Below are 26,889 nucleotides of genomic sequence, written 5' to 3' on the forward strand. Positions count from 1 at the left end.
CCGGGTGCCCTGCGCCGGGGTGCCCTGCGCCGGGGTGCCACGTGGCCGCCCCGACGCTGATGGTGACGCGGCCCCCGGCGCCCGGGCCGCCGTGCGGCAGCTGGGCGGCGCGGACGGCCTCCACGAGGCGCCGGGCCACGACGGTCGCGCCCGCGGCGTCGGTGTCGTCGAGGACGACGGCGAACTCCTCGCCGCCGTAGCGGGCCACGAGGTCGCCGCCGCGCTCGGCGGCGTCGGCGAGGACGTCGGCCACGCGGCGCAGGCACGCGTCGCCGGCGAGGTGGCCGTGCGTGTCGTTGTAGGTCTTGAAGTGGTCGACGTCGACCATGAGGACGGACAGCGGCGTCCCTCGCCGGGCGTGCGCGCTCCACTGGCGCGCGAGGTGGTCGTCGAGGCAGGGGCGGTTGGCGAGGCGGGTGAGCCCGTCGACGAGCAGCAGCCGCTGGAGCTCGGTGTTGGCCGCGGCGAGCTGGTCCTGGGCGGCGCGCCGGCTCGCGACCTCGCGCTCGAGCAGCGCCCCGCGATCGCGCACCTGCTGGTGCGCCTCCTCGACGAGGCGCCGCTGGGCGCGGTCGGCCGTCACGTCGGCCATGACGACGACGGCGCCCAGCGCCGTCCCGTCGGCGCGGTGCAGCGCGCGCCCGGACACCGAGACCGTCCTCGCCGGCTGGCCCGCCGGGGCGATGACGATCTCGGCGCCCGCCACCTCGACGTCCTCGCGGAGGGCGCGCACGAGGGGGATCCGCTCGGCGACGAGCGGCGTCGTCCCGTCGGCCTCGTAGAGGGCGTAGCGGTCGGCCAGCTGCTCGGGGTCGACGGAGGTGTCCGCGTCCATGCCGTGCCACTGCCGCGCCGTGCGGTTGAAGAGGGTGAGCCGCCCGTCGGGGCCGCAGGCGACGACCGCGACGTCGACCGTGGCGAGGACGGCCTCGATGAGCTCCGAGCGCTCCTCCATGTCCTCGCTGCGCGCGGCGAGCTCGCCGATGACGAGCTCGGCGAGGTCGCGCTGCTCGTCGGCCTCCTGCGCGAGGCGGGCGCTGACCTGCGCCTCCCGGCGCCGCTCGAGCAGCGCCGTCACGGCGAGCGCGAGGTCCTCGAGCCGCGCCAGCTGCGGGGCCGTCAGGTGCCGCGGCTCGTCGTCGAAGACGCAGAGCGTGCCCAGCGGTGCGCCGCCGGCGGTCGGGACGAGCGGCACCGAGGCGTAGAGGCGGACGCGGGCCCACCGCCCGTCCACCCACGGGACGCCCGCGTAGTCGGGGTCGGCCGCGGCGTCGGGCACGTGCACCGTGCGCCCCTCGGCGATGCGGACGACGCACATCGAGTCGGCGACGGGCGTCGTGCCGAGGACGATCTCGTGCGCGGCGAGCTCGCACTGCTCGCTGCCGTCGAGGAGGTTGACCGACGCGGACGTCGCACCGGTCACCGCGGCGGCCACGCGCACGAGCGCCTCGAGCCCGGGGTCGCCCGCCGCGGAGCGCCACGCGGCCGCGCTCGTCTCCCCCGGGGTCCTCGGCGCCGACGCCTCGGGACGGCCCGGGGAGGAGCCGGGGGGACGGCTGGGCGCGAGCGGGAGCCCCGTGGGGGGCGCGGGCCGGCGTGCGTCGTCCATGGCCCGGGCATCGGCCGGGGGCCCGGTCAGCCGCACCGTGATGATCACCGCGGACGGGTCTCCTCGCCCGATCGGACCAGCGGGACCACCGGACCGGCCCCGTGGCGGAGGGCCGTCCGGGTGGGCGCGCCACCGCTGCCCCGGCAGGCGGTGTCGCGCAGGGCGTCCGGTGACGGCCGGCCCCTCGGGGGCGGCCCCTCAGCCGCCCCAGCGATCGGCGGGGAGGCCGTACAGGGCCACGTCCTCGCGCCGACCCCGCAGCGGCATCGCGGCCGGCAGCACGCCGTCGAGGTGCAGCCCGAGCCGCTCGGCGACGGCGCGGCTGCGCGCGTTGGCGACGACGCACCGCGCCTCCACGCGGCCGACGCCGCGGTCGCGCACGAGGTGGTCCACGAGAGCCCGGCACGAGCGGGTCACGACGCCGTGCCCCTGCGCGTCGGCCGCCACCCAGTACCCGAGCTCGGCCGTCCCCGTCCACGTGTCGACCGACGCGCCGACGGCCCCGACGAGGCGACCGCGCCAGCGCACGGCGGTGGGGACGGCGCGGCCCTCGAGCCACGCGGCGAGCTGGGCGCGCGTGAAGGCGGTGAGGCCCTCGAGCGTCTGCTCGCCCTGCGCCCACGGCTCCCAGGCGCGCAGGTGCTCGAGGTTCGCCGCGATGACGTCGGCCAGCGGCACCGCCGTCCAGGCCTCGCGCAGGACGAGCTCGAGGTCGTCGTCGACGTGCAGGGCGAAGGCGGGCGCCGGTGCGGGACTCACCACAGCCGCAGGCTAGGACCACGCAGCCCCGGGGAGCCGCTGCGGCAGCGCCCGGGCCGCGAGGCGCTCGACCGGGAGGGGCTCGTCGCGCGCGCTCGGCCGCGACGCGGCCCGCGGCGGTCGTGAGCTCGTGGGGCCGTGCTGCATCCGCTGGCCCGGTCGGTGGCCCGGTCCGGCGGGTCAGACGAAGCCGAGGCGCGCGAGCGGCTCGACGAGCTCGCGCTCCTCGTAGGCCAGGTGGCTGAGGAGCACGTCGGAGAGCAGGTCGACGGCGGCGCGCACCTCGGCGACGCCGGCGGGGCCGGGCGCCGCGACCGACGCGACGAGCGCCCGGTCCACCCGCTCGAGCACGTCGTGGATGGCGTGGTGCTCCTCCTCGAGCCGGTCCACGACCGGCCCGAGCCGCGGGTCCTGCGAGCGCAGGCGCGGGAACATCGACTGGTCCTCGATGGTGTGGTGCGTCGTCACCACGCGGCAGTAGCTCTGGCAGTACGTGCCGAGCGTCCAGGCGTTCTGGCGCAGCGTCATGGTGGCGATGTGGCTGCGCGCGACGCCGGGCGGCACGGAGCCGGCCGCCACCTGGTCGACGAGGTCGTGGAGCTCGGCGAGCTCCGAGCGCAGGTGGTCGTGGACGTCGACGAGGTGGCGCCCCTGCGTCGCCTCGTCCTCGGTGTAGGTGCGCCCGGCGTCCGGCTCGGGGCCGCGCGGGCGGGCGGCCTCGTCCCACACCCGCTCGGCGCTGCGGCGGACGCCGTCGTCCGGGGTCGGGACCACGGGCAGCCCGGGCGCCGCGGGGCTGGCGCTGGTCGCGGTGGCGGGCGTCCGCTCGGGCACGGGTCCTCCTGGTCCTGCCGTCCCCGGCCGGAGGCGGCGCTCAGGTCCAGTACAGCAGCCGGGCGGCCGGCAGCCGCTCGGCCAGCGCGGACTCGAACCACGTCCGCAGCTCAGCCATCACCGGCGCCGGGTAGACGTGCTTGACCGCCCCGTACTTGCCGCGCTTCTGGCGCCGGGCGTCCTCGTCCATCTCCAGGGCGCTGCGCGGGTACCAGCCCTGCAGGACCTCCTTGCTGCGCGGGGTGAAGCGGTGGGTGATCAGCTCGGCGGTGAGGTCGAGGCCCGGGACGTCGGCGGTCGCCGCGGCGACGGCGTCGAGGAGGGCGCCGTACTCGTCGCGCCACCCCTCGACCGGCATGATCGGCGCGACCGTCAGGCCCACGGGGTAGCCCGCGAGAGCCAGCCGCCGCAGGGCGCCCACCCGCTCCGGCATCCGCGCGGTCCCGCCCTCGAAGCGCTGCACGCCGAGGGCGTTGACGGACAGGCGCACCCGCGTCCGGCCGCCGTGCGGGAGGTCGAGCAGCGGCTCGACGTCGTCGAACTTCGTCGTGAAGCGCATCTGCACCGGGCCGCCGAAGTCGGCCGTCCCGACGTGCGTGATCGCCTGCGACAGCGAGCCGGTGACGTGCTCGAGCGCGAGCGGGTCGGTGTAGCAGCTGGTCTCGAAGGTCGTGCCCTCGGCCCGGCGGTCCTCGCTCGCGCTGGTGACGCCGCCGGTGCCGACGAGCGGGGCCACGCCGTCGAGCACCTCCTCGAGGTTGGCGTAGACGCGGGTGATCGGCGGGCCGCCCAGCGAGCCGGCGAGGTAGCAGTACTGGCAGTGGGCGGGGCAGCCCTCGGCGAGGTCGACGCGCCAGTCGGCGCTCGGCGGGATGGGCTGCGGGCGCCGCTTGCTCGGCGGGGCCACGACGACGGCCAGCGTCTGCTTGGCGAGCGCGTACGTGGAGCGCTCGTCCTCGCCGCGCAGCGGCGGGAGCCGGTCGCCCGTCAGCAGCTCGACGTCCTGGACCCCGGCCGCCTCGGCGCGCCGCAGGATCCGCTGCCCGTGGGGCAGCTCGGCGGCCGAGCGCGTCACGAGGACGCGCTTCGGCACCCAGCGCCGCGGGGCGCGCGGCGGCAGCGGGGCGTGGGGGTCCGGGCCGGTCCGCGGCGCCGTCGTCGTCATGCAGGGGGAACGCCCCCGGGCCGGTCCTCCTTCCGCCCGCAGCGGGTGACGCGCGGCGCACAGCGACCTGCAGAAGGCCGGGGCGCTGCGCGTCACCGCAGGTCAGGGGGTCGGCGACCATGCGGGGCCGCCGTTCAGCAGGTCGCTGTGCTGGTGGCGGCCGGCCGGGCTCAGCCGGCGGGCTCCTCGCGCTCGACGTCCTGCACCGTGCGCTGCAGCAGGCACAGCTCGTTGCCCTCGGGGTCCGCGAGCACCACCCACGTGACGTCGTCGCCCTGCCCGACGTCGACGCGGCGGGCCCCGAGCGCCTCGAGCCGGGCGAGCTCCTCGGCCGTGGTCGAGCCGTCGGCCCGCAGGTCGAGGTGGAGCCGGTTTTTCACCGTCTTGCCCTCGGGCACGCGCAGGACGTCGATCGTCGGCCCGGCGGCGTCGGCGGCCCCGTCCGGCGGTCCGATGCTGATGCCGTCGGCGTCCTCGTCCACCTGCTGCCAGCCGAGGACGGCGCACCAGAAGTCGGCGACGGGCCGCGGGTCCACGGCGTCGAGGGCGATGGCGGCGATGCGGCTCGTCATGTCCGGCAGCATGGACCCGCGGGCGCCGCCGCGGCGCCGTGCGCGACGACGGAGGTGCCCGCTGGTGGTCGAGGAGCTCGAGGCCCACGAGGAGGCGACGGCCGAGGGGTCCGCGACCCCGGCGCAGGCGCCGGAGGACCCCCTGCTCAGCGCTCCCCCGACGCCCGCCCCGCTCGTGGGCACGTGGGAGGCGTCGGGCGAGGTGCTCGGCGAGGACGGGACGACGGTCGTCGGCGCCGTCGCCGGGACCGACGTCTACCGGTGGCTGGGGCCGACCGTCGTCCACGAGGTCGACGTCGAGGTCGCCGGGAGGCGCACCCGGGCGCTCGAGGTCCTCGAGCCCTTCGACCCCGCCCTCGGGGCCTTCCCGACGCGGGCCTACGACGACGCGGGCGGCGTCGCGTCGTCGACGGCGTCCGTCGACGCGGCCGGCACGTGGACCTTCCGGGCGCCGGGCGCGCGGGCGACCCTGCGCGTCGCCGACGACGGCGCCGCCATGAGCGCCGAGTGGGTCCGCGAGACGCCCGGCGGCGACGTCCCGTGGATGCGGCTGGCCTGGCGCCGCACCCCCTGAGGCCCCGTCCCCGCGCCGGCGCCGGGCCCGTCGGCCTCGGCGCCGCCGGCGCTCGGGCCGTCAGCCCCCGAGCCCGGTGAGCAGCGAGAGCGCCAGCGCCGTCATGACGACGGCGATGAGCGCGTCGAGCACCCGCCAGGCCCCGGGGCGCGCGAAGAGCGGCCGCAGGAGGCGGGCGCCGAAGCCGAGGGCGAGGAACCAGGCGGCGCTCGCCGCGACCGCCCCGACGGCGAAGGACCAGCGGTCGTCCCCGTGGGTGCCGGCGATGGAGCCGAGCAGCACCACGGTGTCGAGGTAGACGTGCGGGTTGAGCCACGTCAGCGCGAGCGCGGTGGTGAGCGCCCCGGCGAGGGTCCCGCGCTCCGGGGCGGTGCGGGCGTCGAGCGCCGCGTCGGCCAGGCGCACGGCCCGCCGCAGCGCGTGGGCGGCGTAGCCGAGGAGGAAGGCCGCTCCCCCGACGCGCACGACGACGAGCGCCCACTCGGCCTGCTGCACGAGCGCGCCGACGCCCGCGACGCCCGCGGTGATGAGGACGACGTCGGAGGCGGCGCAGACGGCGACGACGGCGCCCACGTGCTCACCGCGCAGCCCCTGGCGCAGCACGAAGGCGTTCTGCGCGCCGATGGCGACGATGAGCGAGAGGCCGAGCCCGAGGCCGGCGAGCAGGGCGTGCGCGTCCACGGGCACGACGCTACGGGGCACCCGCCGATGAAGACCAGATCAGGTCGCTGCGCCACCCGTAGCATCTCTCAGCATGCGCGAAGAGGGCCCGCAGCGGCTGCGATGGGACGTCGGCCAGCTCGAGGCGCTGTCCGCCGTCGCGGCGACGGGCTCCTTCGAGGCGGCGGCCGCGCGCCTGCACGTGACGCCGTCGGGGGTGAGCCAGCGGCTGCGCGCCCTCGAGGCCGCCACGGGGCGCGTGCTGCTCGTGCGCTCGCGCCCCGCGCGTCCGACCCCGTCCGGCGAGGCCGTGCTGCGCCTGGCCCGCCAGGTCGAGGCCGCCGCCGCGCAGACGGCGGCCGAGCTCGGCGCCGGCGACGGGGGGCTGCCCGAGGTCGCGGTGGCCGTGGGCGCCGACGCCCTCACCACCTGGGTGCTGCCCGCGCTGGCGCCTCTGGCCGCGGAGGTCCGCCTGGACCTGCGCCGCGAGGACGAGTCGCGCACCACGGCGCTCCTGCGCTCGGGCGAGGTGATGGCGGCCGTCACGAGCGACACCGCCCGCGTGCCCGGCTGCTCGACGACCCGCCTGGGCCGGATGCGCTACCGCCCCGTGGCCTCACCCGCCGTGGCCCGCCGGTGGTTCCCCGACGGGCTGTCGGCGGCGGCGCTGACGGCGGCGCCCGTCGTCGTCTACGACCGCGGCGACCGGCTCCAGCACGACTTCGCCGCCCGGCGCGCGCGCCGGCCCGTGGACCCCCCGTCCCACCACGTGCCCGGGTCGACGGCCTTCCTCGCGGCCGTCCGCGCCGGGATGGGGTGGGGCATGCTCCCCGACCTCCAGAGCGCCCCCGGGCTGGCCGACGGCTCGCTCGTGGCGCTCGCGCCCGGCGACGCGCCGCGGGACCGCAGCGACGTCGTCCTGCACTGGCAGCAGTGGTCGCTGCGGTCGGCCGCCCTCGACGCGGTGGCCGACGCCGTCCGCACCGCCGCCCGCGCCGTCCTGCGCTGAGGGCGTCGCGGCCGGACGCCGGGACGGCTCAGCCGCGACCGCGCCGGTCCCGGGACCGGCCTCCGCCGGGGCTCTCGCCGAGCTGGTCGTGCAGCGGGCCGAGGAGCTCGTGCCGCGCCGCCTCGTCGTCGCCGCGCGCCAGCAGGAGCAGCACGAGCCCGAGGAGCACCCAGGCGGCGAGGACGGCGTGCTCCTGCGGCCACACGAGCGACAGGCTGGTGCCGGGGTAGAGCGCGAAGGCGATGACGCCGACGGCGGCGGCCGCCCCCAGCGCGGGCGCCCAGCGCAGCCGCGGCCGGTAGGGCCGCTCGAGACCGGGGTAGCGGCGCGGCAGCCGGTACATGCTCGCGACGGCCAGGGCCCACGCCAGGCCGATGTAGACGCCACCGGTGTCGAGGAACCAGGTGGTCGCGGCCTCGCCCAGCGACCCGAGGGCGACGGTGACGACGAGCGTGAAGACCAGCGCCGGGCCGGGCGTGGACCGCGGCCCGGTGAGCCGGCCGAGCGCCCTCGGCAGCAGGCCGGCGCGGCCCATGGCCAGGACGATCCGCGAGCTCGCGAGGAAGAGCGCCAGGAAGCTCGTGAGGAGGCCGAGCACGGCGATGGCGTAGGCGGCGCCGCCGAGGACGGGGAAGCCCGCCTCGCGGAAGGCGTCGATCGTGCCCTTCGGCAGCTGCGCCGTCCGCTCCCACGGGATGACCCACGCCGAGGACAGCAGCACGAGCACGTAGAAGCCCGCGGCCACGAGGACGCACGTGATGACGACGCGACCCAGTCGTCGCGGGGTGATGTCGGCGTCCTCGGCCAGCACCGCCACCAGCCCGAAGCCGGTGAGGAAGGTGAGGCCGGGCAGGACGAAGCGGAGGGTCTCCGCGACGGGCTGGGAGCCCTCGGCGTACGGGGGCCAGAAGTTCGACGGCGAGCCCGTCGTCAGCCCCACCACCACGAGCGCGGCGCCGAGCACGAGCATCACGGCGAGCAGCAGCACCTGCGCCCGCGCCCCGAGGGCCGCACGCACCCAGGTCAGGGCGAAGACGACGACGGCCAGGCCCACGCCGAGGGCCAGCACGGGCAGGAACACGGGTTCGCCCGAGACCCGGTACAGCTCGGTCGTCCGCAGCCCGGGCAGCACGTCGGACAGGAGCGAGCCGAAGGCGGTGACGTAGAACGCCAGCGAGCTGACGTAGGCGCCGATGAGCAGCCACCCCGCGGCGAAGGCCGTCCGCCGCCCGAAGGCGGTGTACGCGTAGACCACCTCGCCGCCGGCGCGCGGCAGGGCGGCCGCCAGCTCGGCGTAGGCCATCGCCACCGTGCTCGCGAGCAGGGCGGCGACGACGAGGCCGAAGATCTCCCCTCCGGCGCCGTAGCGCGCGAAGAACTCGCCGTTCGTGTAGATCCAGCTCGTGCCGACGACGCCCGCGGCCCCGAGCGCGACGAGCGGGAGGACGCCGAGGGACCGCTGCAGGCTCGCCACGCGGGAACCGTAGGGCCGCCCACCGCGCGACGGGCCGGACCGTCAGGGGCCGAAGAGCTCGCCGGACATCTGCCCGCCGTTGCTGGCCAGGTTGACCAGGACGGCGACGATGAGCCCGACGTAGGCGAGCACGACCAGCAGCAGGAGCGCCCCGAGGACGACGCCGGTGATGGCGAAGCCCCTGCCGCCCTCGCCGGTCCGCTTGATCTCCCGCAGCGCGAGGATCCCGAAGACGAGGCCGACGAGGGGCGCGGCGAAGCCGAGGCAGATGGCGACGATCGCCTTGCTGTTCGTCGCCGCGGTCGACGTCGGCGACGGACGGCCGCCGTAGGGCTCGGCCTGGCCGTACGGCGCGGGCTGCCCGTAGGGGGCCGGCTGCTGGCGGTACGGGTCGTCGCTCACGGGCTGCTCCTGCGTCGGTCGGTGGGACCGCAGCCTGCCGCCCGAGCGGGCCCGGCGCCGCCGGCGCGCCCGGACGGGGCGCACGACCGCCCGTCCGGGTGCGAGGGCGTGGCCGGCGCGGCGCCGATCCCGCTCCCCCTCACCCCGGGACGGTCGCGCTCAGCGGGCGAGGGAGGGGAAGCTCCACGCGATCGGCGTCCCGGCGGTGACGGTCTTCCCGCAGGGGAAGCTCGCGTTGATGCCGCTCTGGCGCACGTTGTCGAGGCGGACCTCGAAGTGGAGGTGGCTGCCGTAGCTGTTGCCGGTGTTGCCCACGTAGCCGATGACCTGCCCCTCCTTCACGGTCTGCCCCGGCGTGACGGCCAGCTTGCTGAGGTGGGCGTAGATCGTGCGGTAGCGCGTGCCGTGGTGGAGGCGGACGAAGATCCCGTAGCTGGCGGAGTCGGCCCGCGTCCCGGCGATGCTGACGACGCCGCTGTCGGCGGCCCGCACGGGCGTCCCCGTGGCCGCCGCGATGTCGATGCCCCCGTGCGCCGCGCCGGAGGAGCAGTACTTCCCGACGACGCCGGTGACGCGACCGGTCGTCGGGACGACCATGGCGCCGGTCTCGGCGTGCGCGGGGACGAGCGAGGCCGTGGTGGCGACGACGAGGGCCGCGGCCACGGCGGCGAGGCGGCCGAGCCCGCGACGCAGGTGGCGGGCGGTGGTCGGGCGGGTGCTGGTGGTCGACGTCATCGGAAGGTCCCCCGGTGGCTCGTGCGCCGGCGCCGCCGGTGCTCCGGGCAGCGCGCTCTCCCCGGAGGCATCGGCGCGGCCGCCGCCGTCCTTGACGCCCAGGTCTCGACCCGGTCACACGCAGGTCTCGTCCGGGTCACGCGCCCGGGGGGGGACGACGCGGCCGAGGGCGTCAGCGGCCGCGCAGCAGGCGGCGGCCCGGCGCGCTGGACCGGGCGAGCAGGCCGAGCACCCGGGTCGAGGCCCCCGGCACCAGGCGCTCCAGCAGCGCGGGCAGCTTCGCCGACCAGCCGACGAGCAGGCGCGGACGCCGCCGCTCGACGGCGTCCAGGACCTGCTCGGCGACGTCGGCCGGGTCCATCGTCAGCAGGCGCTGGAAGGACGCGCGCCCCGCCGCCACGTCCTCGGCGGACAGGCTCGCGGCGCCGCGGGCGTCCTGCGCGATGCGGGTGCGCACGCCCCCCGGCATGACGCACGTGACGCCCACCCCGTCGGGGCGCAGCTCGGCGCGGAGGGCCTCCGTGAAGCCGCGGACGGCGAACTTGCTCGTGGCGTAGGCGCTCTGGCCGGGCGGCGCGACGACGCCGAAGATGCTCGCCACCGTGACGACGTGCGAGCCCGGCTGCTCCCGCAGCGCCGGGAGCAGCGCGGAGACGACCTGGACCGTGGCCCGGAGGTTCACCTCGACGACCCACCAGAACTCCTCGAGGGTGAGGTGGCGGAAGAGGCCGCCGAGCGCCACCCCGGCGTTGCTGACGACGAGGGTCACGCGCGGGTGGTCGGCGCGGACGGCGTCGAGCGCGCGCGCCGTCGCGGCCCGGTCGGCGAGGTCGACGACGTAGGTCCGCACCCCGAGGAGGGGGTGCGCCGCCCGCAGGGCCGAGGCCACGCCCTCGAGCCGCTCGGCGTCCCGGTCGAGCAGCGCGAGGTGGCTGCCGCGCGCGGCCAGCGCCCGCGCGAGCGCCTCGCCGATGCCGCCGGCGGCACCGGTGACGACGGCCGTGCCGCCGTCGACGACGTAGGGGCGCACGGAGCCCACCTCCCGGGGAGCCGACGCCGCACCGGCCGGGCGGCGAGCTCGCATCCTGCCCGGCGCGTCACGTCCCCGCTCTCCGGCGGCGGCCGCGGACGAGCCGGGCGCATCGGGACGAGACGCATCTTGACGACGCCCCACGGCCGTGGTCCCCTTCCGGGGCACGGTGTAGAAATCGTTTTAGTCGCGGCGACGACGCCGCGCACGAGGAGGAGCTCCATGGGACGACGACGTCTGGGAGCCGGGGCCCTGGCCCTCGGCGTGCTCGCACCGCTCGGCGTGGTGCTGGCACCGACCGCCGGCGCGGAGCCGGCGACGGTCTACGAGACGGGCTTCGAGGACGGCACCGCGGGCTGGTTCGGCCGCGGCACCGCCGAGGTCGAGGTCAGCACGGCGCAGTCCCGGACCGGGGAGGCCAGCCTGCTCACCACCGGTCGGACCCAGGCCTGGAACGGGCCGGCGCTCGACGCGCTGGGCCTCATGCCCGCCGGCACGTACGAGGTCGAGGCGTGGGTGCGCCTCGTCGACGGCAGCGGCGAGGACGCGGTCACGATGAGCGTGGCCCGCACCCCGCAGGGCGGCGACGCGGCGTTCGACTCGGTGGCCTACCAGGTGCCCGTGACCGACAGCGGATGGACGCGGGTCGGCGGCACCTACGAGCACGGCACGCAGAACAGCCAGCTCGAGCTGTACCTGGAGAGCCCCGACGCCACCCAGGCGTACTACGTCGACGACGTGAGCGTCGTCGGCGAGGCCGCGCCACCGCCGGGCGACAGCACGCGCAGCGACCTGCGCACCGACTTCGAGGACGGCCTGCAGGGCTGGGGCCCGCGCGGTGACGCCCAGGTCGCCCTGACGACCGACGACGCCCACGGCGGCAGCGCGAGCCTGCTCGCCACGAACCGCCTGCAGAGCTGGCAGGGCCCAGCGCTCGACGTCACGAGCGCCCTGGCGATCGGCCAGCGGGTGCAGGTCTCGATGTGGGTGCGCCTCGCCCCCGGGCAGGAGCCCACGGGCCTGAGCGCGACCATCCAGCGCGACCGCGGCACCGCCACGAGCTACGACGGCGTCGCCGGCGCCAGCGGCCAGGTCACGGCCGACGCCTGGACCGAGCTGCGGGGCACCTACACCCTCGGCGCGCCGGTCGACACAGCCACCCTCTACGTCGAGGGGACCGCGGGCGTCGACTTCTACCTCGACGACGTCGCGGTCGTCGGCGTCGAGGAGACGCCCATCCAGGACGTGCCGGCCCTCCAGGACGTCCTCGCGGCGGACGGCATCGAGCACACCGGCGTCGCGATCGACCCGCGCGAGACGGTCGGCCGCCCCTCGGAGCTCCTGCAGAAGCACTACAGCGCCTTCACGCCGGAGAACGACGGCAAGCCCGCCGAGATCCAGCCCGTCGAGGGGCAGTTCACCTTCGGCGACCTCGACGCGCTGCTCGACCACGCCGACGCGACCGGCACTGACGTCTACTACCACGTGCTCGTCTGGCACTCCCAGACGCCGGACTGGTTCTTCCTCGACGGCGACCGGCCCCTGACGAGCAGCCCCGAGGACCAGGCGCTCCTGCGCTCGCGCATGGAGGCGCACATCCGCGCGATCTCCGAGCACGTCGCGGAGCGCTACCCCGACGGCGACAGCCCGATCTGGGCGATGGACGTCGTGAACGAGGTGATCGACGACGGGCCGAACGGCAACCCGCACGACATGCGGGACAGCCGCTGGTTCCAGGTGCTCGGCGAGGGCTTCGTCGACGAGGCCTTCCGCCTCGCCGACCAGTACTTCCCCGGGGTCGAGCTCTTCATCAACGACTACAACACCGAGATCCCGTCCAAGCGCGAGGACTACCTCTCGCTCGTCGCCGCGCTGCAGGAGCGGGGCGTGCCGGTCGACGGCGTCGGGCACCAGGCGCACGTCGACTTCGCCCGGCCCGTGGAGTGGCTCGACGACACCATGGACGCCGTCACCGCGCTCGACCCGTCGCTGCTGCAGGCGATCACCGAGCTCGACGTTAACTCCTCCACGGAGAACCGCGGGGCCGACGTCGGCAGCGGGGGCACGTACGTGCCCGTCACGGAGGACAGGGAGAAGGCGGCGGCCGAGCTCGGGTACTACTACCGCGACCTCTTCGCCATGCTGCGCACGCACAGCGACTCCCTGGCGTCGGTGACCTTCTGGGGCATCAGCAACGCGCGCAGCTGGCTGCGCACGTGGCCCGGCCCGCGCCCGTGGGAGCAGCCGCTGCCCTTCGACGACGACCTGCAGGTGCTCCCCGCCTACTGGGGGGTCGTCGACCCGTCGCAGCTGCCGCCGCGGCACGAGGACTTCCTCCCGCCGCGCTTCGAGGGCCCGCAGACCGTCGAGGTCGTGGCCACCGACCCCGACGGCACGCCGGTGGACTACCCGCTGCCGGCCGCCCGCGACACCCGTGACGGCGTCGTCACCCCGACGTGCGCTCCGGCGCCCGGCTCGGTCTTCGCCCTCGGCACGACCGAGGTCACGTGCACGGCGAGCGACAGCGCGGGCAACACCACCCCGGCGACGACCTTCGACGTCGTCGTCACCGCCCCGCCGACCCAGGCGGAGCTCACGATGGAGCTGCGGCGCGACGAGGTCCGGGCGAAGGTCGGGCAGAAGCTCACGGTGCCCGCGTCGGTGGAGAACACCGGGGCGGGGACGCTCGTGGGCGCCTCCCTCGCGACGACGTGCGTGCAGACGAACACCGGCGAGGCCGGGGCCGGGGCGGCGTCGCTCGCGCCGGTCGACGGCACCGCGGACCGCGTCGGACGCCGCGACTACGGCGCCGGCCAGGGCACGGCGCTCGTCCTGCGGGGCACCGCGACGGCGCCCGGCGTCGTCGAGATGACCTGCACGACGACGATGGCCGACGACTGGGGCACCGACCTCGAGGCCTCGGCCGACCTCGTGGTGGAGGTGCGTCGCTGACGGACCGGCGCTGACGCACGACGACGGGGCCCGTCCCCTCCCGGTGGGAGGGGACGGGCCCCGTCGTCCGTGCTGGTGCCGTGCCGCGGGCGGCCTCAGGCGGTGACGAGCACCCGCACGTCCCACGGGCCGAGCTCGAGCGCGGCACCCTCGTCGAGCGCCTGGCCGCCGAGCACGTCGGTCGCCGCCGCGGGCACGACGGCGCGCGCCGGGTCCCACGACCAGTTGTGGACCACGTGCACCCGCCGCCCGTCGGCGGCGGTGGCGCCCATGACCGTCACCGACGGTCCGCCGCCCCAGCGCCGCTCCTCCCGCGGCGCGGCTCCGTCGAGGCCGGCGCACCAGTCGAGCAGCGCCGCGCCGGTGGCGGCGTCGGGCACGGTGCCGACCGTCGTCACCCGCCCGGCGCCGTGCCGGTGGGTCACCACCGCGGGCCACCGGCCGAGCTGCGGGTGCTCGTAGCGCGCCAGGACCTCAGCACCGTCGACGACGAGCGCGTCGGCCCACGTCGTCGCCGCCGCGTCCGCGGGCCAGAGCGCGGGCGGCTCGCCGTCCGCCCAGCGCACGGGAACGGGCTCCCCGAGGTTGGTGAACTCCTGGTAGGAGGTGCCCGCCGCGCCGACGAGGCGGCTGGGCTTGACCTCGCGGCGCGCCCGCGCGAGCGGGTCGGCGTACCCCGTCCGCGGGCCGAGCACGAGGTGCCCGCCCGCCGCGGCGTAGGCCCCGAGCCAGTCCAGCAGCGCGTCCTCGGCCACGTAGAGCCCCGCGACGACGAGCACCGGCAGCTCGGCGACGACGTCCGCCGGCTCCCGCACCACGGCGCCGGCCTCCACCAGCTGCCGGTCGTGGACGACGCGCACGCCGAGGCCCGCGTCGAAGGCCGCCCGGGCCCACGGACCGGTGAGCCGCTCGTAGGCGGTCTCGTCGGCGGGTGAGTGCCCCGCGCCGCGCGGGCCGTCGTAGGGCTGGAAGGCCAGCCCCCACTTCGAGGGCACGGAGAAGAGGAGGCCGACCTGCGCGTCGGGCCGCAGGCCCGCCACGAGGGAGCCCGCCGTCCCGAGCTCGGCGCCGAGCTGCGCGAGCTGCTCGTACACCCGGCCGGGCCGCTGGTCGTGGGGCAGCACGCCGCCCCAGTACGTCTCGGTGCCGGCGTGCAGCGTGTGCCAGTGCCAGTACTCGACCATCCGCGCGCCGCGGGCGACCATCGCCCACGCCACCTGGCGCCACTGCCCGTCCCACGCCGGGAAGTTCGTCGACGACCCGCCGATGGGCCCGGCGTTGGTCTCCGTGACGAGGAAGGGCGCCTGCTTGGAGGCCCACATCCGGTCGGCGCTGTGCACCACCGACCACGTGCCCGCCGTCGCCCAGCCCTGCGGCACCGGCGCGGCCGGGGCGGGGACGGCGAGCGCGCCCTGCATCGCGTAGTACGGGTTGCCGGCGGCGACGTCGAGGGCGCGGTCGACCTCGTACTCGTCGACGGCGGGTCGCGTGTAGGACACGCAGGTCGTCACCCACTGGTCGGGCCGGGCGAGCTCGCGCACGAGCCCCGCCTGCCACGCGATGAAGTCGGTGGTGAGGCGCGCCTGGTGCGCGCGCCACGCCTGGTCGTACTGCGGCTGCGCGTTGCCGCGGGGCTCCCACAGATCCGCCCACGTCGAGAGGCGGTGCGACCAGTACGTCAGGCCCCAGGCGTCGTTGAGCGCCTCGACGGTGCCGTGGGTGCGGCGCAGCTCGTCGACGAAGCCCTGCACCACCGAGCGGTTGTGGAAGAGGTGCAGCCCGGGCTCGTTGTCGACCTGGAAGCCGATGACGGCCGGGTGCGCCGCGTACCGGCCGACCACCGCGCGGACGACCCGCTCGGCGTGGAAGAGGAACGCCGGGTGCGTGTAGTCGACCTCCTGGCGCGCGCCCCAGGCCCGCGGGTGGCCGGTCTCGTCCACCGCCGCGACCTCGGGGTGCTTGCGCACCAGCCACATCGGGACGGCGTACGTCGGCGTGCCGAGGACGACGGAGATGCCGCGCTCGTGGGCGCCGTCGAGGGCCTCCTCGAGCCAGTCGAGGTCGAAGACGCCGTCCTCGGGCTCCCACGTCGACCACACCGACTCCCCCACCCGCACCACGGTGAAGCCCGCCTCGACCATGAGGTCGAGGTCGGTCTTCACCCGCGGCTCGGGCGTGTACTCCGGGTAGTAGGCGGCGCCGAAGAGGACGCGGTCGGGCAGGGGCAACACCCCCGCGGGCCGCTCCGGGGGCGCCGGCGGCGCCCCGGGCGGGCGCGTCAGCGGGGCGTCGCCCCAGCTGCGCCCGACGTCGTCGGGCGGCGCGCCGCCCTCTCCTCGGCCGCCTGCTGCTGCAGCAGGACTCATCCCTTGACACCTCCGGTGGCGAGCCCCGCCTGCCAGTACTTCTGGAGGTAGAGGAACGCGATGACGAGCGGCACGATCGAGACGAGCGAGCCGGTGATGACGCTCGAGAACAGGGCCTGCGCCCCCGAGCCGCCCGCCGCCGTCGACTGCCACTGGGCGAGGCCGACGGTGAGCGGGAACTTGCTGGGCGTGCTCAGCATGATCAGCGGCAGGAAGTAGTTGTTCCACGTCGCTACGAGCTGGAAGAGCAGCACGGTGATGAAGCCGGGGGCGAGCAGCCGCAGCGCCACGGTGAAGAAGATGCGCATCTCCCCCGCGCCGTCGACGCGCGCCGCCTCCATGAGCTCGGTCGGCACGGCGTCCGCCGCGTAGACCCGCATGAGGTAGACGCCGAAGGGGCTGACGAGGCTGGGGAGGATGACCGCCCACCGCGTGTTCGTGAGGTCGACCTCGGCGAACAGCAGGTACGTGGGGATGGCCAGCGCCGTCGTCGGCACCATGATCGCGCCGAGCACGACCGAGAACAGCAGGGTGCCCGCGGGGAAGGAGTACTTGGCGAAGGCGTAGCCCGCGGCCGTCGCGAGGAAGGCCGCGCCGACGCCGGCCACGCCGGCGTACAGCGCCGTGTTGCCGATCCACGACCAGAACACGCCGCCCTGCGCCGTGAAGACGTCGCGGAGGTTGTCCACGAGGTTGAAGTCCGCGAACCACAGCCCGAAGGAGGAGAAGAGGTCCGCGTTGTCCTTCGTCGAGGCGACCACCAGCCAGTACAGCGGCAGGAGGAAGTACGGCAGCGTCAGCAGGACGAGCACGGTGAGCAGCGGGCTCTTGCGCCCGGTCGAGCCCTTCGGCCGCGGCCGCGGCTGCGGCTCGACCTCCTCGACGGTGGGCGCCGGCGTCGTCGCGGTCATGAGCGGGCCCTCCGCTGGCTCGTGAGCTGGACGACGTAGGAGACGACCGCGATGCCCGCCGCGAGCAGGAAGGCGACGGCCGCCGCGTAGTTGAGGTCCTGGCTCGTGAAGGCGAGGTTGTAGGCGTAGAGGTTCGGCGTGTAGGCGCTGTCGATGACGTTGGGCGCCAGCGTCTGGAGGAGGTTCGGCTCGTTGAACAGCTGGTAGGAGCCGATGACCGAGAAGATGACGGTGAGCAGGATCGCCGAGCGGATGGCCGGGATCTTGATCGACCAGGCGATGCGGAGCTCGCCGGCGCCGTCCATGCGCGCCGCCTCGTAGAGGTCGGCCGGCACCGCGCGCAGCGCGGCGAACATGATGATCATGTTGTAGCCGATGAACTCCCACGTGAGGATGTTCATCAGCGAGCCGAGCATCCAGCCCGACGACAGGAACGGCGGCGCGGGCAGCGACAGGCCCTCCGCGATCTGGGTGAACGGGCCGAAGTCGGGGCCGTAGAGGTAGCCCCACATGAGCGTCGCGACGACGCTGGGGACGGCGTACGGCAGGAAGATCGACAGCCGCACGAACCGCTGCGCGTAGAGCCGCCCCGAGTCGAGCGCCAGGGCGAAGAGCAGGGCCAGGCCCAGCATGATCGGCACCTGGATGACGAGGAAGAGGCTCACCCGCAGGACGCCCTCGCCGAAGGCGGAGTCGCCGAGCGCGCGGGCGTAGTTGGCGAGGCCGACGAAGCTGCGGCCGCCGACGAGCTGCTCGCGGAAGAGCGAGAGGTAGGCCGCGTAGACCAGCGGCACGACGAGCATCGCCGCGAAGACGACCATGAACGGCGCGACGAGCAGGTACGCCGCGCGGTGCTGGCGGCGCACGGCGGGGCTGTGCCCGCGGCGGCGGGGGCCGGCCCGGCCGGGGGCGGTGGCGCCCCCGGCCGAGCCGGTCGTGGTGGGGGCCGTCACTGGACCGTGAAGCCCTGCTGCTCGGCGTAGGAGGTGATGTCGTCCTCCCACGCGGCGAGGCCCGCCTCCATGTCGCCGCCCTCGTCGATGGCCGTGCCGAGGGTGTCGTTGAAGGAGTTGTAGACGTAGTCCATGAAGGGCAGCCAGCCGAAGTCGGTGTCGACCTCGGTGGTCAGCTCGCTGTAGAGCTTGTTGACCTGCTGGCCGCCGAAGAACTCCGGCGCGGCGTCGAGGAACTCCTGGTCCTCCAGCACGACGTCGTGCGGCACGAAGAGGAACTGGTCGAGCGCCAGCGTCAGCGCCGGCTCGGGGTCGGTGTTGATCCACTTCGCCAGCTGGGCGGCGGCGATGGGGTTCTCCGTCGAGGACAGGACGGCGTCGGTCGAGCCGCCCCAGTTGCCCGTGGCGGTGTCGCCCTCCTCCCACGCGGGCAGCGGCGCCGCGCGCCACAGGCCCGAGGTGTTGCCGGCCGTGCCCTGCAGGAAGACCGGGCCCCAGGCCGCCGTCTGCCACGAGGCGTACTTGCCGTTGGCGAGGCCCTGGTACCACTGGTCGTTGAAGTCCGCGTCGGTCGAGACGAGGTCCTCGTCGATGAGGCCCTGCCAGTAGTCGACGACCTCGGTGACCTCGGGGGTGTCGAGGTCGATCGTGACCGTCTGGTCGCCGTCGAAGCCGAAGGGCTTGGCGCCGTTCTGCCAGAGCAGCCCGACGAACTGGCCGGGGTCGTTGCCCGGCATGTTCGTCAGGTAGGTGCCGGGGACGGCCTCCTTCATCGTCCGCGCCGCCTCCTCGAAGTCCGCCCACGTGGTGGGGGCCTCGATGCCGGCCTGGTCGAGGAGGTCCTGGCGGTAGAGCGAGCCCATGGGGCCGATGTCCTGCGGGATGCCGTAGACGGCGTCGCCCTCGGTGATCTGCTCCCACACCCACTCGGGGTAGGAGTCCTGCAGCTCGCTCGCGCCGTAGGGGCCGAGGTCGAGCAGGTCGCCGTTCAGCGTGAAGGACGGCAGGTACTGGTACTCGATCTGCACGACGTCGGGGGCGCCCTCGCCGGCGCGGATCGCCGTGCGGAGCTTCGTGTACTGGTCGAGGCCCTGGCCGGCGTTGACGAGGTTCACCGAGATCTCGGGGAAGGCCGCCTCGAACTGGTCGACCTCCTTCTGCGCGTCGGGCAGCCAGGTCCAGAACGTCAGCTCGGTCGGCGTCGACATCGCCTCGTCGATCTGCTCCTGGGTCACGGGCTCGACGTCCGAGCCGGCGTCGTCCCCGCCGCCGCCGTCGCCCCCACCGCCGCAGGCGGACAGGACGAGGGCGGTCCCGGCGAGCGCCGCGGCGAGCGCGCGGCCGCGGGAGCGGGAGCGGAGGGGGGTGCGGGGTGCGGTCATGGTCGGGCGACTCCTTCGTCGTCGTGCTGCGGTCCCTGCGGTCGAGCAGTCATGCGGTCGAGCGGTCCTGCGGTGGCGCGGCCCGGCGCTGCCGGGCACGGCTCCTCACGTCGGCGGGCGACCACCCCCGGCGGCGCGGGGGGCCGGGCCCGTGCTGCTGCGGACCCGGAGCTCCACCGGCACGACGTCGAGGCGGGGCTCGTCGCCGGCGTCGGCCCGGCCGTGGCCCTCGACGAGCTCGACGAGGCTGGCCACCGCCCGCTCGCCGACGAGGGCGAGGTCCTGGCGCACCGTCGTCAGCGGCACGGGCAGGTACGCCGCCTCCGGCACGTCGTCGAAGCCGACGAGCGAGACGTCGTCCGGCACCGAGAGGCCCGCCTCGGCCAGCGCGCGCATCGCCCCCACGGCCATGTGGTCGTTGGCGGCGACGAGGGCGGTCACCCGCCCTCGCGGCTCGCGGGCGAGGAGCTCGCACGTCGCCTCGTAGCCGGAGCGGGCGCTCCAGTCACCGCGCACCGGCTCGACGACGGCCAGGCCCCGGGCCTCGACGGCGGCGCGCCACGTGCGCTCGCGCACGAGCGCGCTGCGCCACGTGGTCGGCCCGGCCAGGTGCCCGATGCACCGGTGCCCGAGGTCCACGAGGTGCTCCACCGCCTCCTCGACCCCGCCGACCTGGTCGGCGTCGACCGTCCAGGCCCGCTGGCCCTCGTGCGCGGAGCGGGCCGCGGCGACGACGGGCGTGCCCGCGAGCGGGCCGCGCAGGGCGCGGGTGTCGAAGTAGGGCTCGACGAGGACGACGCCCTCGGCGCCGAGCTCGAGCGCCCGCTCGACGCCGCGGAGCACCTCGTCGGCCTCCCCGGTCGCGGTCGAGACGACGACGACGCCGTAGCCGCTCGCCTGCGCCGCTCGCTCGAGGCCCATGACGTGCTGGGAGACCCCGTACAGGGCCGACCGCAGGCCCACGACGCCGATGACGTGCGTGCGGCCGCGCACGAGGGCGCGGGCGGCGGCGTTGCGGCGGTAGCCGAGCTCGTCGACGGCGCGGCGGACCCGCTCCCGCACCTCGGGGCGCACGTGCGCCGAGCCGTTGAGCACGCGCGAGACCGTCTTCTGGCTGACCCCGGCCGCGCGCGCGACGTCGGTCATGACGACGACGGGGGCCCGGCGCTCACCGGAGGGCGGGCCGTCGACCACCGCGGGAGCCGGAGCTCCGGGGTCGGTCGTCGTCATCATGCCGCCTCGCGTTGACTGCGCTGTCAGGACCGTGCGCGGACGACGGTAAGGACGTGCTGACTGCGCAGTCAACGGTCAGCCGCGTCACACTCCGGTCACGGCCGCCGGCGGCGCCGGGCGCACCGGTGCAGACCGGGACGGACTCGGCCCGAGGGGCAGCCGGTCCTCGCGCTGCGGCTCAGGCGCCCCGGCGCCCCTCCACGGCGAGGGGCCGGGAGGCGCGGCGCACGCGCTCCTCCCACCACGGCGTGGTCACGAAGCCGCGCTTGGCGACCATGACCTCCATGGCGGCCGCCCACCCGAGCACCCCGGGCAGCGGGGCCAGCACCTGCGTCGTGAAGGAGAAGAGGTCCTCGGTCGACTCGGCGATGACCTCGCACAGCAGCGAGCTGCCGTCGAGGGTCGCGGCCAGGTAGCGGACCGACCGGTAGGAGGCGAGGGCCGCCGCCACCTCCCCGAGGCGGGAGGGCGTGACGCTGATGCGCAGGAGCGTCTCCGACTCCAGGCCCAGCGCCGCGGCCGGGACGAGGGTGACGACGGCGACGCACCCGCCGATCTGCAGGCGCTCGAGCCGGCGGCGCACCGTCGACTCGTTGAGGCCGAGCTCCTGGGCGAGCGCCCGGAAGCTCGCCCGCCCGTCCTCGCGCAGCAGCGCGAGCATGGCGCGGTCGGTGTCGTCGAAGTGGGCCGGCTGGCAGTGCGGGTGCGTCGCGGCGCTGGCGGCGTCGCCCTCGCCGAGGAGCTGGCGCGACCAGTCGTGAGCCACCTTGTAGACGTGCAGCAGGAGGTCGCTGCGGCACCGCTCGACCCCCTCCAGGCGCTGCACGGCGTCCACGAGGTGCTCGAAGAGGGAGGCGCCCCGCGGGATGACGCACTCGGCGACGATGTCGTCCTCGCCCGTGACCAGCGCGAGGAAGCGCACCTCGGCCATCGCGGCGAGCTCCTCCATCGCGCGCATCTGCTGCCCCGGGCGGCACGTCACCCGGAGCACGAAGGACTCCGACGGGCCGTCCGCCCCCACCTCGGGCATGACGGCGACGCGGATGACCCCGTCGGCGAAGAGGCGCTCCGCCCGCCGCGCCACCGTCGGCACCGACGTGCCGCAGCGCTCGGCGACGGCCGTCCAGCTCGCCCGGCCGTCGAGCTGCAGGGCGCTGACGATGCGCCGGTCCAGCTCGTCGAGCGGCCGGACCTCGGCGGGCCCCCCGGCGGCCGGCTCCAGGCCCGTCACGGTCGCCGTCCCCGCGCCCGCTCCGGGGGCTCCCCCGCTGCTCCCCCCGTGCACGCCCACCTCAGCCGCGGCCCGCGGGCGCGCCGGCGCCGACGACCTCGTCGAGGAAGCCGCGGACGCACGCCGTCCACGCCTCCGCCTCCTCCACCTGCGGGCTGTGCCCGGACTTCTCGAAGACCACGAGACGAGCATGCGGGACGAGCCGGGCGATCGTCTCGCTGCACGCGACCGGGGTGATCCAGTCGTCGCGCCCCACCGTCACGAGGACGGGGCACGTGAGGGAGGGCAGCCGGTCCTTGAGGTCGTAGCGCGGCATGTTCTCCGTGAAGGCCCAGTTGTGGGTCTCGTAGCGGTAGTGGGTCGCCTCGACCTTCTCCTCGACCTTCGCGGGGTCGTAGACGTGGTCGTAGAGCGGCAGGATCTCGCGCCAGCACTCCTTGAGGTCGGCGTCGTCGCGCGTGCGACCGTCCATGATCCGGCCGAACTTCTCGAGGTCGAGGTCCACGCGCCGGGTCGCCAGCGCGTTGGCGCGCGCCATGTCCTCGTTCGCGTTGTCGGGCGAGGTGTCCCGCAGCACGAGCGCGAGGACGCGGTCGGGGTGGCGCACGGCGTACTCCATGGCCATGAAGCCGCCGTAGGAGCCGCCGGCGAGCACGACGCGCTCGGCGCCGACCCACTCCCGCAGACCCTCGACGTCGGCCGCCCACTGCTCGTGCGTGAAGGGGCCCTTCCCCTCGCTGACGCCCGAGCCGCGGGCGTCGTAGACGAGGACGCGGTAGGAGTCCGCCAGGCGGCCGAAGCTGGCGCGGGGCTCGGCCCGCGAGCCGAGGCCCGGGGCGCCGTGGCAGGCGATGACGACCGGGGCGCCCTCGGGGCCGAGCAGCTCGACCTCGAGCTCGTTGTCGTTGACGGTGACGCGCACGCTGTCTCCTTCGGTGGCGGCCGGCGGGCGGCCGGGACGTCAGCGCCCGACGACGAGGTCGTCGAGCGCCCGGGGGTAGGTGGTGAGGGGACGCGCGCCGTCGGCGGTCACGAGCATCGAGTCGCTCGTGCGGTAGCCGGCGTGGCCGGGCACGTAGAGGCCGGGCTCGTCGGACAGGACGAAGCCCTCCTCCACGACCGTCGGGTCGCCGTCCTCGAGCCACGGCGGCTCGTGCATGCCGACGCCGATGCCGTGGCCCTGCCGGTGCAGCAGGTGCTCGGAGAGGCCGGCCTCGTGGACGACGGCGAGGCACGCGGCGTTGACGTCGCAGCACCGCGCCCCCGGCCGCAGCGCCGCCGCGCCCGCCTCCTGGGCCCGGCGGACGACGTCGTGCAGCCGGCGCTGGCGCTCGTCGGGCTCGCCGAGGACGAAGGTGCGCTCCCCCTCGACGTACCGGCCGCCGACGCAGGCGCCGAGGGAGAGCATGAAGGTCTCGCCCCGGCGCAGGCGCCGGCCCGAGGGGCGGGCGTGCGGGTGGGCGCTGCCGGGGCCGGAGTAGACGAGCCCGCCGGCGAGGAAGCCGGACTCGACGACGTCGTCGTGCTCGGCCCGCATGGTGCCGCTGCCGACCGCGGTGACGTGCTCGGCCACCTCGGCCTCGGTGGGCAGCTCCCCGCCCGCGTCGACGGCCTCCTCCACGAGCCGGCGGCCCGCCGCGAGCATGAGGTCGGTGATGCGGCCCGCCTCCGCGTGGAGGGCGACCTCCTCGGGCAGCTTGCGGTAGCGGGCGACCCGGACGGCGTCCGTGGCCGCGAGGTCGACGGCGGGCAGGGCCCGCCGCAGGGCGTCCCCGAGGGCGCCGAGGCGCTCCCACGACGTCGTGGGCGCGTGCCCGACGGGCCGACCGGCGCCCACCGCCGCGCGGGCGGCGGCGTCCTGCCCGAGCACGTCGGCGAGCACGGAGAAGGGCGGGACGACGCCGGGGAACTCGGGGTAGTCCACGAGCTCGGCGGTCGCGCCCTGGTGGGCCGCGTGCTCGCGCTCGAGCACGGGCAGCAGGAGCACGCACCGGCCGTCGGCGCCGAGCCACACCGCGACGGGCCGCTCGCACGGGTGGTGCCAGAAGCCCGTGAGGTACGCGACGTCCTCGGGGTCGTCGGTGACGACGCCCGCCAGGCCCGCCGCGACGACGCGCTCGACGACCCGCGCGCGGACCCGGGCGAGGACGTCCGGGCCCAGGCGCTGGGAGAACCGCGCCCCCTCGGCCGGCCCGCCCTCCGCACCGGACGCGGGCGGCCCCGCCGCGGCGCTCACCGGCGCACCCGCGAGCGCGGGTCGCGGGCGTCGTTGAAGGCGATCGAGGCCAGCGTCGCCGCGAGGACGAGCGCGAGGATCGCCAGCGACGGGAAGAGGGTGAGCCACCAGGCGCTCGACATGGCCCCGGCCTGCTGGGCCTCGAAGAGCACCCGGCCCCACGACCACGAGCGCGGGTCGCCCAGGCCGAGGAAGGCCAGCCCGGCGGCGGAGAGCACGGCGCGGGACGCGGTGAGGACGACGGAGACGACGACCACCGGGGTCACGGCCGGCAGGAGGTGCCGCGTGATGATCCACGTCGCCGACGGCGTGAGCAGCCGCGCGGCGTCCATGTAGGGCAGGCGGACGACCGTGAGCGCGAGCGAGCGCACCACGCGGGTCACCTCCGGCCACGAGAAGGCCGCGATGACGAGGACGATCGTCGTCGTGCTCGGCCCGACGAGGGCCGCCACGAGGATCATCAGCGGCAGCACGGGCAGGGAGAGGACGAGGTCGACGACGAGCCCGACGAGGGCGTCCAGCCGCGGCCACCAGGCCCCGGCCACGGCCACCGCCGTGCCGAGCACGATGGCGAGCGCCGAGGCGCCCGCGGCCACGAGCAGGCTCGAGCGGGAGCCCCACACCACCTGGGCGAAGACGTCGCGGCCCAGGTTGTCGGTGCCGAACCAGTGCTGGGCCGACGGCGGAGCGAGCACGGAGGACCCGGTGCCCGAGGGGTAGTCCGCGAGGAGCGGCGCCAGCACGGCCACCGCGACGAGCACCCCGAGCACCCCGAGGGAGAGCACGCCGAGGGGCTGCCGCCGGAAGGCCCGCCAGGTGTCGCGGGCCGCGGAGCCGCCGGCGGCGACCTGCTCGACCTCGGCGGGCGCGCCGGGCACGGCCACGGCCTGGGCCCCCGGCACCGCCTCGACGGTCGGGCCGGAGGGCGGGCCGACGGACGGGTCGGCCGGCTGCTGCGCCGACGGACGGGTCGGGGCGGCCATCAGGTGCGCACCCGCGGGTCGAGGAGCCCGTAGACGAGGTCGGTGAGCAGGTTCGCGACGACGACCGTGACGGCGAGGAGCACGAAGGCGCCCTGCAGCACGGGGAAGTCGAGCTGCGTGACGGCCTCGTAGATCCCGCGGCCGACGCCCGGGTAGGCGTAGACGGTCTCGGTGAGCACGGCGCCTCCGACGAGGAAGCCCAGCTGGAGCCCGACGAGCGTCGTCGTCGGCAGGAGGGCGTTGCGGAGCGCGTGCTTCCACAGCACGCGCCGGTAGGGGATGCCGCCCGCGCGGGCGAGCGCGCAGTAGTCCTCGCCCAGCGCCTCGATGAGGGTCGAGCGGAGGGTGATGACGTACGCGCCGAGCTGGACGAGCGCCAGCGACAGCGCCGGCAGGGCGAGGTGGTGCAGGACGATGAGGTACCACTCGCCGCCGTAGACGCCACGGTCGTAGGCGCCGCCGATGGGGAACCACCCGAGCTGCAGGCCGAGGACGTAGAGGAGCAGCACGCCGACGCTGGGGACGAAGAGCGACTGCCCCGTGACGCCGAGGCCCTGGACGAGGCGGTCGAGCCCGCCGCCGGCCCGCGCCGCCGCCAGGACCCCGAGGGGGATGCCCACGAGGACCGTGACGACGAGCGCGGCGCCGGTCAGCAGGAGCGTCCAGGGCAGCCGCTCGAGGAGCACCGCGCTGACGGGCTGGCCCTGGGTGAAGGAGGTGCCGAGGTCGCCCTGCACGAGCGCCAGGAGGTAGCGCCCGTACTGGACGAGCAGGGGGTCCGCCAGGCCGTACCGCTCGAGCACGGCCGCCCGCGTCTCCTCCGTCATCGTCGGGCTCGCGATGGCGAGGGCCGGGTCCCCGGGCAGCAGGCGCAGGAGGAGGAAGGTCACGGTGACGGCGAACCAGACCGTGACGAGCCCCCGGGCGAGCCGTCGGAGGGTGAAGGAGGCGAGCGCGGGCACGGCGGGTCCCCTCAGCCGGCGGTCGTGGCGTTCGCCAGCGACACGGGGTTGACGACCGACAGGAGCTCGCTGGGCTGGACCACGAACCCGGACCACTCGTCGCTGTGGGCGATGTAGAGGTTCTGCGTGTACAGGATGTTGTCGTACACCTGGTCCTTGACGATCTCCGCGGCCTCCTGCATCACGGGCACCTGATCGGCGACCTCGAGCTGGCGCCCCGCCTCCTCGACGAGGGCCGTCAGCTCCGGGTCGTCGACGTGGGTGTAGTTGATGACCCCGCCCGGCAGGTACGACAGCCGGAAGTTCGTCACCGGGTCGTCCATGATCGCGAAGTTGCCGAGGTAGACGTCGTAGTCGCCCGCGTCCGTCGCGGCGAGGTAGGCGTTGCGCTCGCGCCCGTCGAGCTCGAGCGTGATGCCGGCCTCCGCCGCCTGCTCCTCCATGAGCTGGGCCGCCTGCGCCATCACCGGGTCGGTGAGGTTGTAGAGCAGCCGGAAGGACGGGTCGTCGACCCCGGCGGACGCCATGAGGTCGCGCGCCGCCTGCGGGTCGAAGGCGTACTCCTCGGCGTCCTCGGGGGCGAACCGCGAGAGCACCGGGATGAGCGGGTTGCTGCCCGCCGACACGGCCTGCCCCTGCAGGACGACCTCGCGGATCGTGTCGTAGTCGACGGCGGCGGCCAGCGCCCGGCGCACGTCGACCTGCGCGAGCCGGGGCTCGTCCATGTTGTAGACGAGGTGGGCGTAGCCCAGCCCGGGCACCTCGGCGACCTCGATGCCGTCCGCGGACCGCAGCCGCTCGACCTGCGAGGGCGGCAGCGCGTTGGCCACGAGGTCGACCTCGCCGCTCTCGAGCGC

24 protein-coding genes are annotated in these 26,889 nt (G+C 75.8%); 3 read left to right on the top strand and 21 right to left on the bottom strand.

The genetic code is table 11. From position 1 onward, the window contains the following. From HLB09_RS02145 to HLB09_RS02165, 5 genes are all read right to left on the bottom strand, one after another. The coding region (locus tag HLB09_RS02145; RefSeq protein ID WP_171201764.1) for a diguanylate cyclase domain-containing protein at nucleotides 1–1,657 on the bottom strand (1,657 nt) is incomplete at its 3' end. A 150-nt stretch (nucleotides 1,658–1,807) separates the two neighbouring features. Continuing rightward, nucleotides 1,808–2,371, bottom strand: a complete 564-nt coding sequence (locus HLB09_RS02150; protein WP_171201765.1) for a GNAT family N-acetyltransferase — start codon at nucleotides 2,369–2,371, stop codon at nucleotides 1,808–1,810. A 177-nt stretch (nucleotides 2,372–2,548) separates the two neighbouring features. After that, nucleotides 2,549–3,202 carry a hemerythrin domain-containing protein gene (locus tag HLB09_RS02155; protein ID WP_212755789.1) on the bottom strand — a complete coding sequence of 218 codons (654 nt, stop codon included), beginning with the start codon at nucleotides 3,200–3,202 and terminating at the stop codon, nucleotides 2,549–2,551. Nucleotides 3,203–3,242: 40 nt separating this feature from the next. Then, nucleotides 3,243–4,367: an SPL family radical SAM protein gene (locus tag HLB09_RS02160; RefSeq protein ID WP_171201766.1), complete on the bottom strand. Its 1,125-nt coding sequence runs from the start codon at nucleotides 4,365–4,367 to the stop codon at nucleotides 3,243–3,245. A 170-nt stretch (nucleotides 4,368–4,537) separates the two neighbouring features. Continuing rightward, nucleotides 4,538–4,939, bottom strand: coding sequence for a VOC family protein (locus HLB09_RS02165; protein ID WP_171201767.1), 402 nt, complete (start codon nucleotides 4,937–4,939; stop codon nucleotides 4,538–4,540). A gap of 64 nt (nucleotides 4,940–5,003) precedes the next feature. Here HLB09_RS02165 and HLB09_RS02170 point away from each other — a divergent pair, with 64 nt between their 5' ends. After that, on the top strand, nucleotides 5,004–5,513 hold the full coding sequence (locus HLB09_RS02170; RefSeq protein ID WP_171201768.1) for a hypothetical protein: 510 nt from the start codon (nucleotides 5,004–5,006) through the stop codon (nucleotides 5,511–5,513). Between the two features lie 60 nt (nucleotides 5,514–5,573). Here the strand turns inward: HLB09_RS02170 and HLB09_RS02175 are convergent, their stop codons facing one another. After that, on the bottom strand, nucleotides 5,574–6,200 hold the full coding sequence (locus tag HLB09_RS02175) for a LysE family transporter (RefSeq protein WP_171201781.1): 627 nt from the start codon (nucleotides 6,198–6,200) through the stop codon (nucleotides 5,574–5,576). A gap of 67 nt (nucleotides 6,201–6,267) precedes the next feature. Between HLB09_RS02175 and HLB09_RS02180 the strand changes: the two genes are divergently transcribed. Beyond that, nucleotides 6,268–7,182 (top strand): LysR family transcriptional regulator ArgP, encoded by a 915-nt coding sequence (locus tag HLB09_RS02180; RefSeq protein WP_246234045.1) that lies wholly within the window; start codon nucleotides 6,268–6,270, stop codon nucleotides 7,180–7,182. Nucleotides 7,183–7,210: 28 nt separating this feature from the next. Here the strand turns inward: HLB09_RS02180 and HLB09_RS02185 are convergent, their stop codons facing one another. From HLB09_RS02185 to HLB09_RS02200, 4 genes are all read right to left on the bottom strand, one after another. Next, nucleotides 7,211–8,656, bottom strand: a complete 1,446-nt coding sequence (locus tag HLB09_RS02185; protein ID WP_171201769.1) for an APC family permease — start codon at nucleotides 8,654–8,656, stop codon at nucleotides 7,211–7,213. Nucleotides 8,657–8,698: 42 nt separating this feature from the next. After that, on the bottom strand, nucleotides 8,699–9,058 hold the full coding sequence (locus HLB09_RS19070; RefSeq protein WP_171201770.1) for a DUF4190 domain-containing protein: 360 nt from the start codon (nucleotides 9,056–9,058) through the stop codon (nucleotides 8,699–8,701). Nucleotides 9,059–9,217: 159 nt separating this feature from the next. Then, on the bottom strand, nucleotides 9,218–9,793 hold the full coding sequence (locus HLB09_RS02195; RefSeq protein ID WP_171201771.1) for a M23 family metallopeptidase: 576 nt from the start codon (nucleotides 9,791–9,793) through the stop codon (nucleotides 9,218–9,220). Between the two features lie 172 nt (nucleotides 9,794–9,965). After that, nucleotides 9,966–10,823: an SDR family NAD(P)-dependent oxidoreductase gene (locus HLB09_RS02200; protein ID WP_212755791.1), complete on the bottom strand. Its 858-nt coding sequence runs from the start codon at nucleotides 10,821–10,823 to the stop codon at nucleotides 9,966–9,968. Nucleotides 10,824–11,045: 222 nt separating this feature from the next. On the opposite strand from HLB09_RS02200, the gene HLB09_RS02205 reads away from it, so the two are divergent. Continuing rightward, nucleotides 11,046–13,775, top strand: coding sequence for an endo-1,4-beta-xylanase (locus HLB09_RS02205; RefSeq protein ID WP_212755793.1), 2,730 nt, complete (start codon nucleotides 11,046–11,048; stop codon nucleotides 13,773–13,775). 95 nt (nucleotides 13,776–13,870) lie between these two features. On the opposite strand, the gene HLB09_RS02210 is transcribed toward HLB09_RS02205, so the two are convergent. From HLB09_RS02210 to HLB09_RS02260, 11 genes are all read right to left on the bottom strand, one after another. Beyond that, nucleotides 13,871–16,141 carry a beta-galactosidase gene (locus HLB09_RS02210; RefSeq protein ID WP_212755795.1) on the bottom strand — a complete coding sequence of 757 codons (2,271 nt, stop codon included), beginning with the start codon at nucleotides 16,139–16,141 and terminating at the stop codon, nucleotides 13,871–13,873. Continuing rightward, nucleotides 16,138–17,052, bottom strand: coding sequence for a carbohydrate ABC transporter permease (locus tag HLB09_RS02215; RefSeq protein WP_171201773.1), 915 nt, complete (start codon nucleotides 17,050–17,052; stop codon nucleotides 16,138–16,140). Before HLB09_RS02215 ends, HLB09_RS02210 begins: the two co-directional genes overlap by 4 nt. Then, nucleotides 17,049–18,005, bottom strand: coding sequence for a carbohydrate ABC transporter permease (locus HLB09_RS02220; protein ID WP_212755797.1), 957 nt, complete (start codon nucleotides 18,003–18,005; stop codon nucleotides 17,049–17,051). Before HLB09_RS02220 ends, HLB09_RS02215 begins: the two co-directional genes overlap by 4 nt. Further along, nucleotides 18,002–19,387 (bottom strand): ABC transporter substrate-binding protein, encoded by a 1,386-nt coding sequence (locus tag HLB09_RS02225; protein WP_171201774.1) that lies wholly within the window; start codon nucleotides 19,385–19,387, stop codon nucleotides 18,002–18,004. The genes HLB09_RS02220 and HLB09_RS02225 overlap by 4 nt, the downstream gene beginning before the upstream one ends. A gap of 105 nt (nucleotides 19,388–19,492) precedes the next feature. Next, entirely contained in the window at nucleotides 19,493–20,617 is a 1,125-nt protein-coding gene (locus HLB09_RS02230) for a LacI family DNA-binding transcriptional regulator (protein WP_212755799.1), read from the bottom strand. Nucleotides 20,618–20,798: 181 nt separating this feature from the next. Further along, nucleotides 20,799–21,851 (bottom strand): Lrp/AsnC family transcriptional regulator, encoded by a 1,053-nt coding sequence (locus tag HLB09_RS02235; RefSeq protein ID WP_212755801.1) that lies wholly within the window; start codon nucleotides 21,849–21,851, stop codon nucleotides 20,799–20,801. Nucleotides 21,852–21,912: 61 nt separating this feature from the next. Beyond that, the gene (locus HLB09_RS02240; RefSeq protein ID WP_171201775.1) at nucleotides 21,913–22,773 is read right to left on the bottom strand and encodes an alpha/beta fold hydrolase; all 861 of its coding nucleotides are present in this window, start codon (nucleotides 22,771–22,773) and stop codon (nucleotides 21,913–21,915) included. A gap of 39 nt (nucleotides 22,774–22,812) precedes the next feature. Beyond that, on the bottom strand, nucleotides 22,813–24,087 hold the full coding sequence (locus tag HLB09_RS02245; RefSeq protein WP_171201776.1) for a M24 family metallopeptidase: 1,275 nt from the start codon (nucleotides 24,085–24,087) through the stop codon (nucleotides 22,813–22,815). After that, nucleotides 24,084–25,070 (bottom strand): ABC transporter permease, encoded by a 987-nt coding sequence (locus tag HLB09_RS02250; protein WP_171201777.1) that lies wholly within the window; start codon nucleotides 25,068–25,070, stop codon nucleotides 24,084–24,086. Before HLB09_RS02250 ends, HLB09_RS02245 begins: the two co-directional genes overlap by 4 nt. Further along, nucleotides 25,070–26,032 (bottom strand): ABC transporter permease, encoded by a 963-nt coding sequence (locus HLB09_RS02255; RefSeq protein ID WP_171201778.1) that lies wholly within the window; start codon nucleotides 26,030–26,032, stop codon nucleotides 25,070–25,072. Before HLB09_RS02255 ends, HLB09_RS02250 begins: the two co-directional genes overlap by 1 nt. A gap of 11 nt (nucleotides 26,033–26,043) precedes the next feature. Further along, nucleotides 26,044–26,889 (bottom strand): ABC transporter substrate-binding protein (locus HLB09_RS02260; RefSeq protein WP_171201779.1); only part of this gene is annotated, 846 nt, incomplete at its 5' end.

This window comes from Pseudokineococcus marinus, from assembly GCF_013004605.1.
Classification (GTDB): domain Bacteria; phylum Actinomycetota; class Actinomycetes; order Actinomycetales; family Quadrisphaeraceae; genus Pseudokineococcus; species Pseudokineococcus marinus.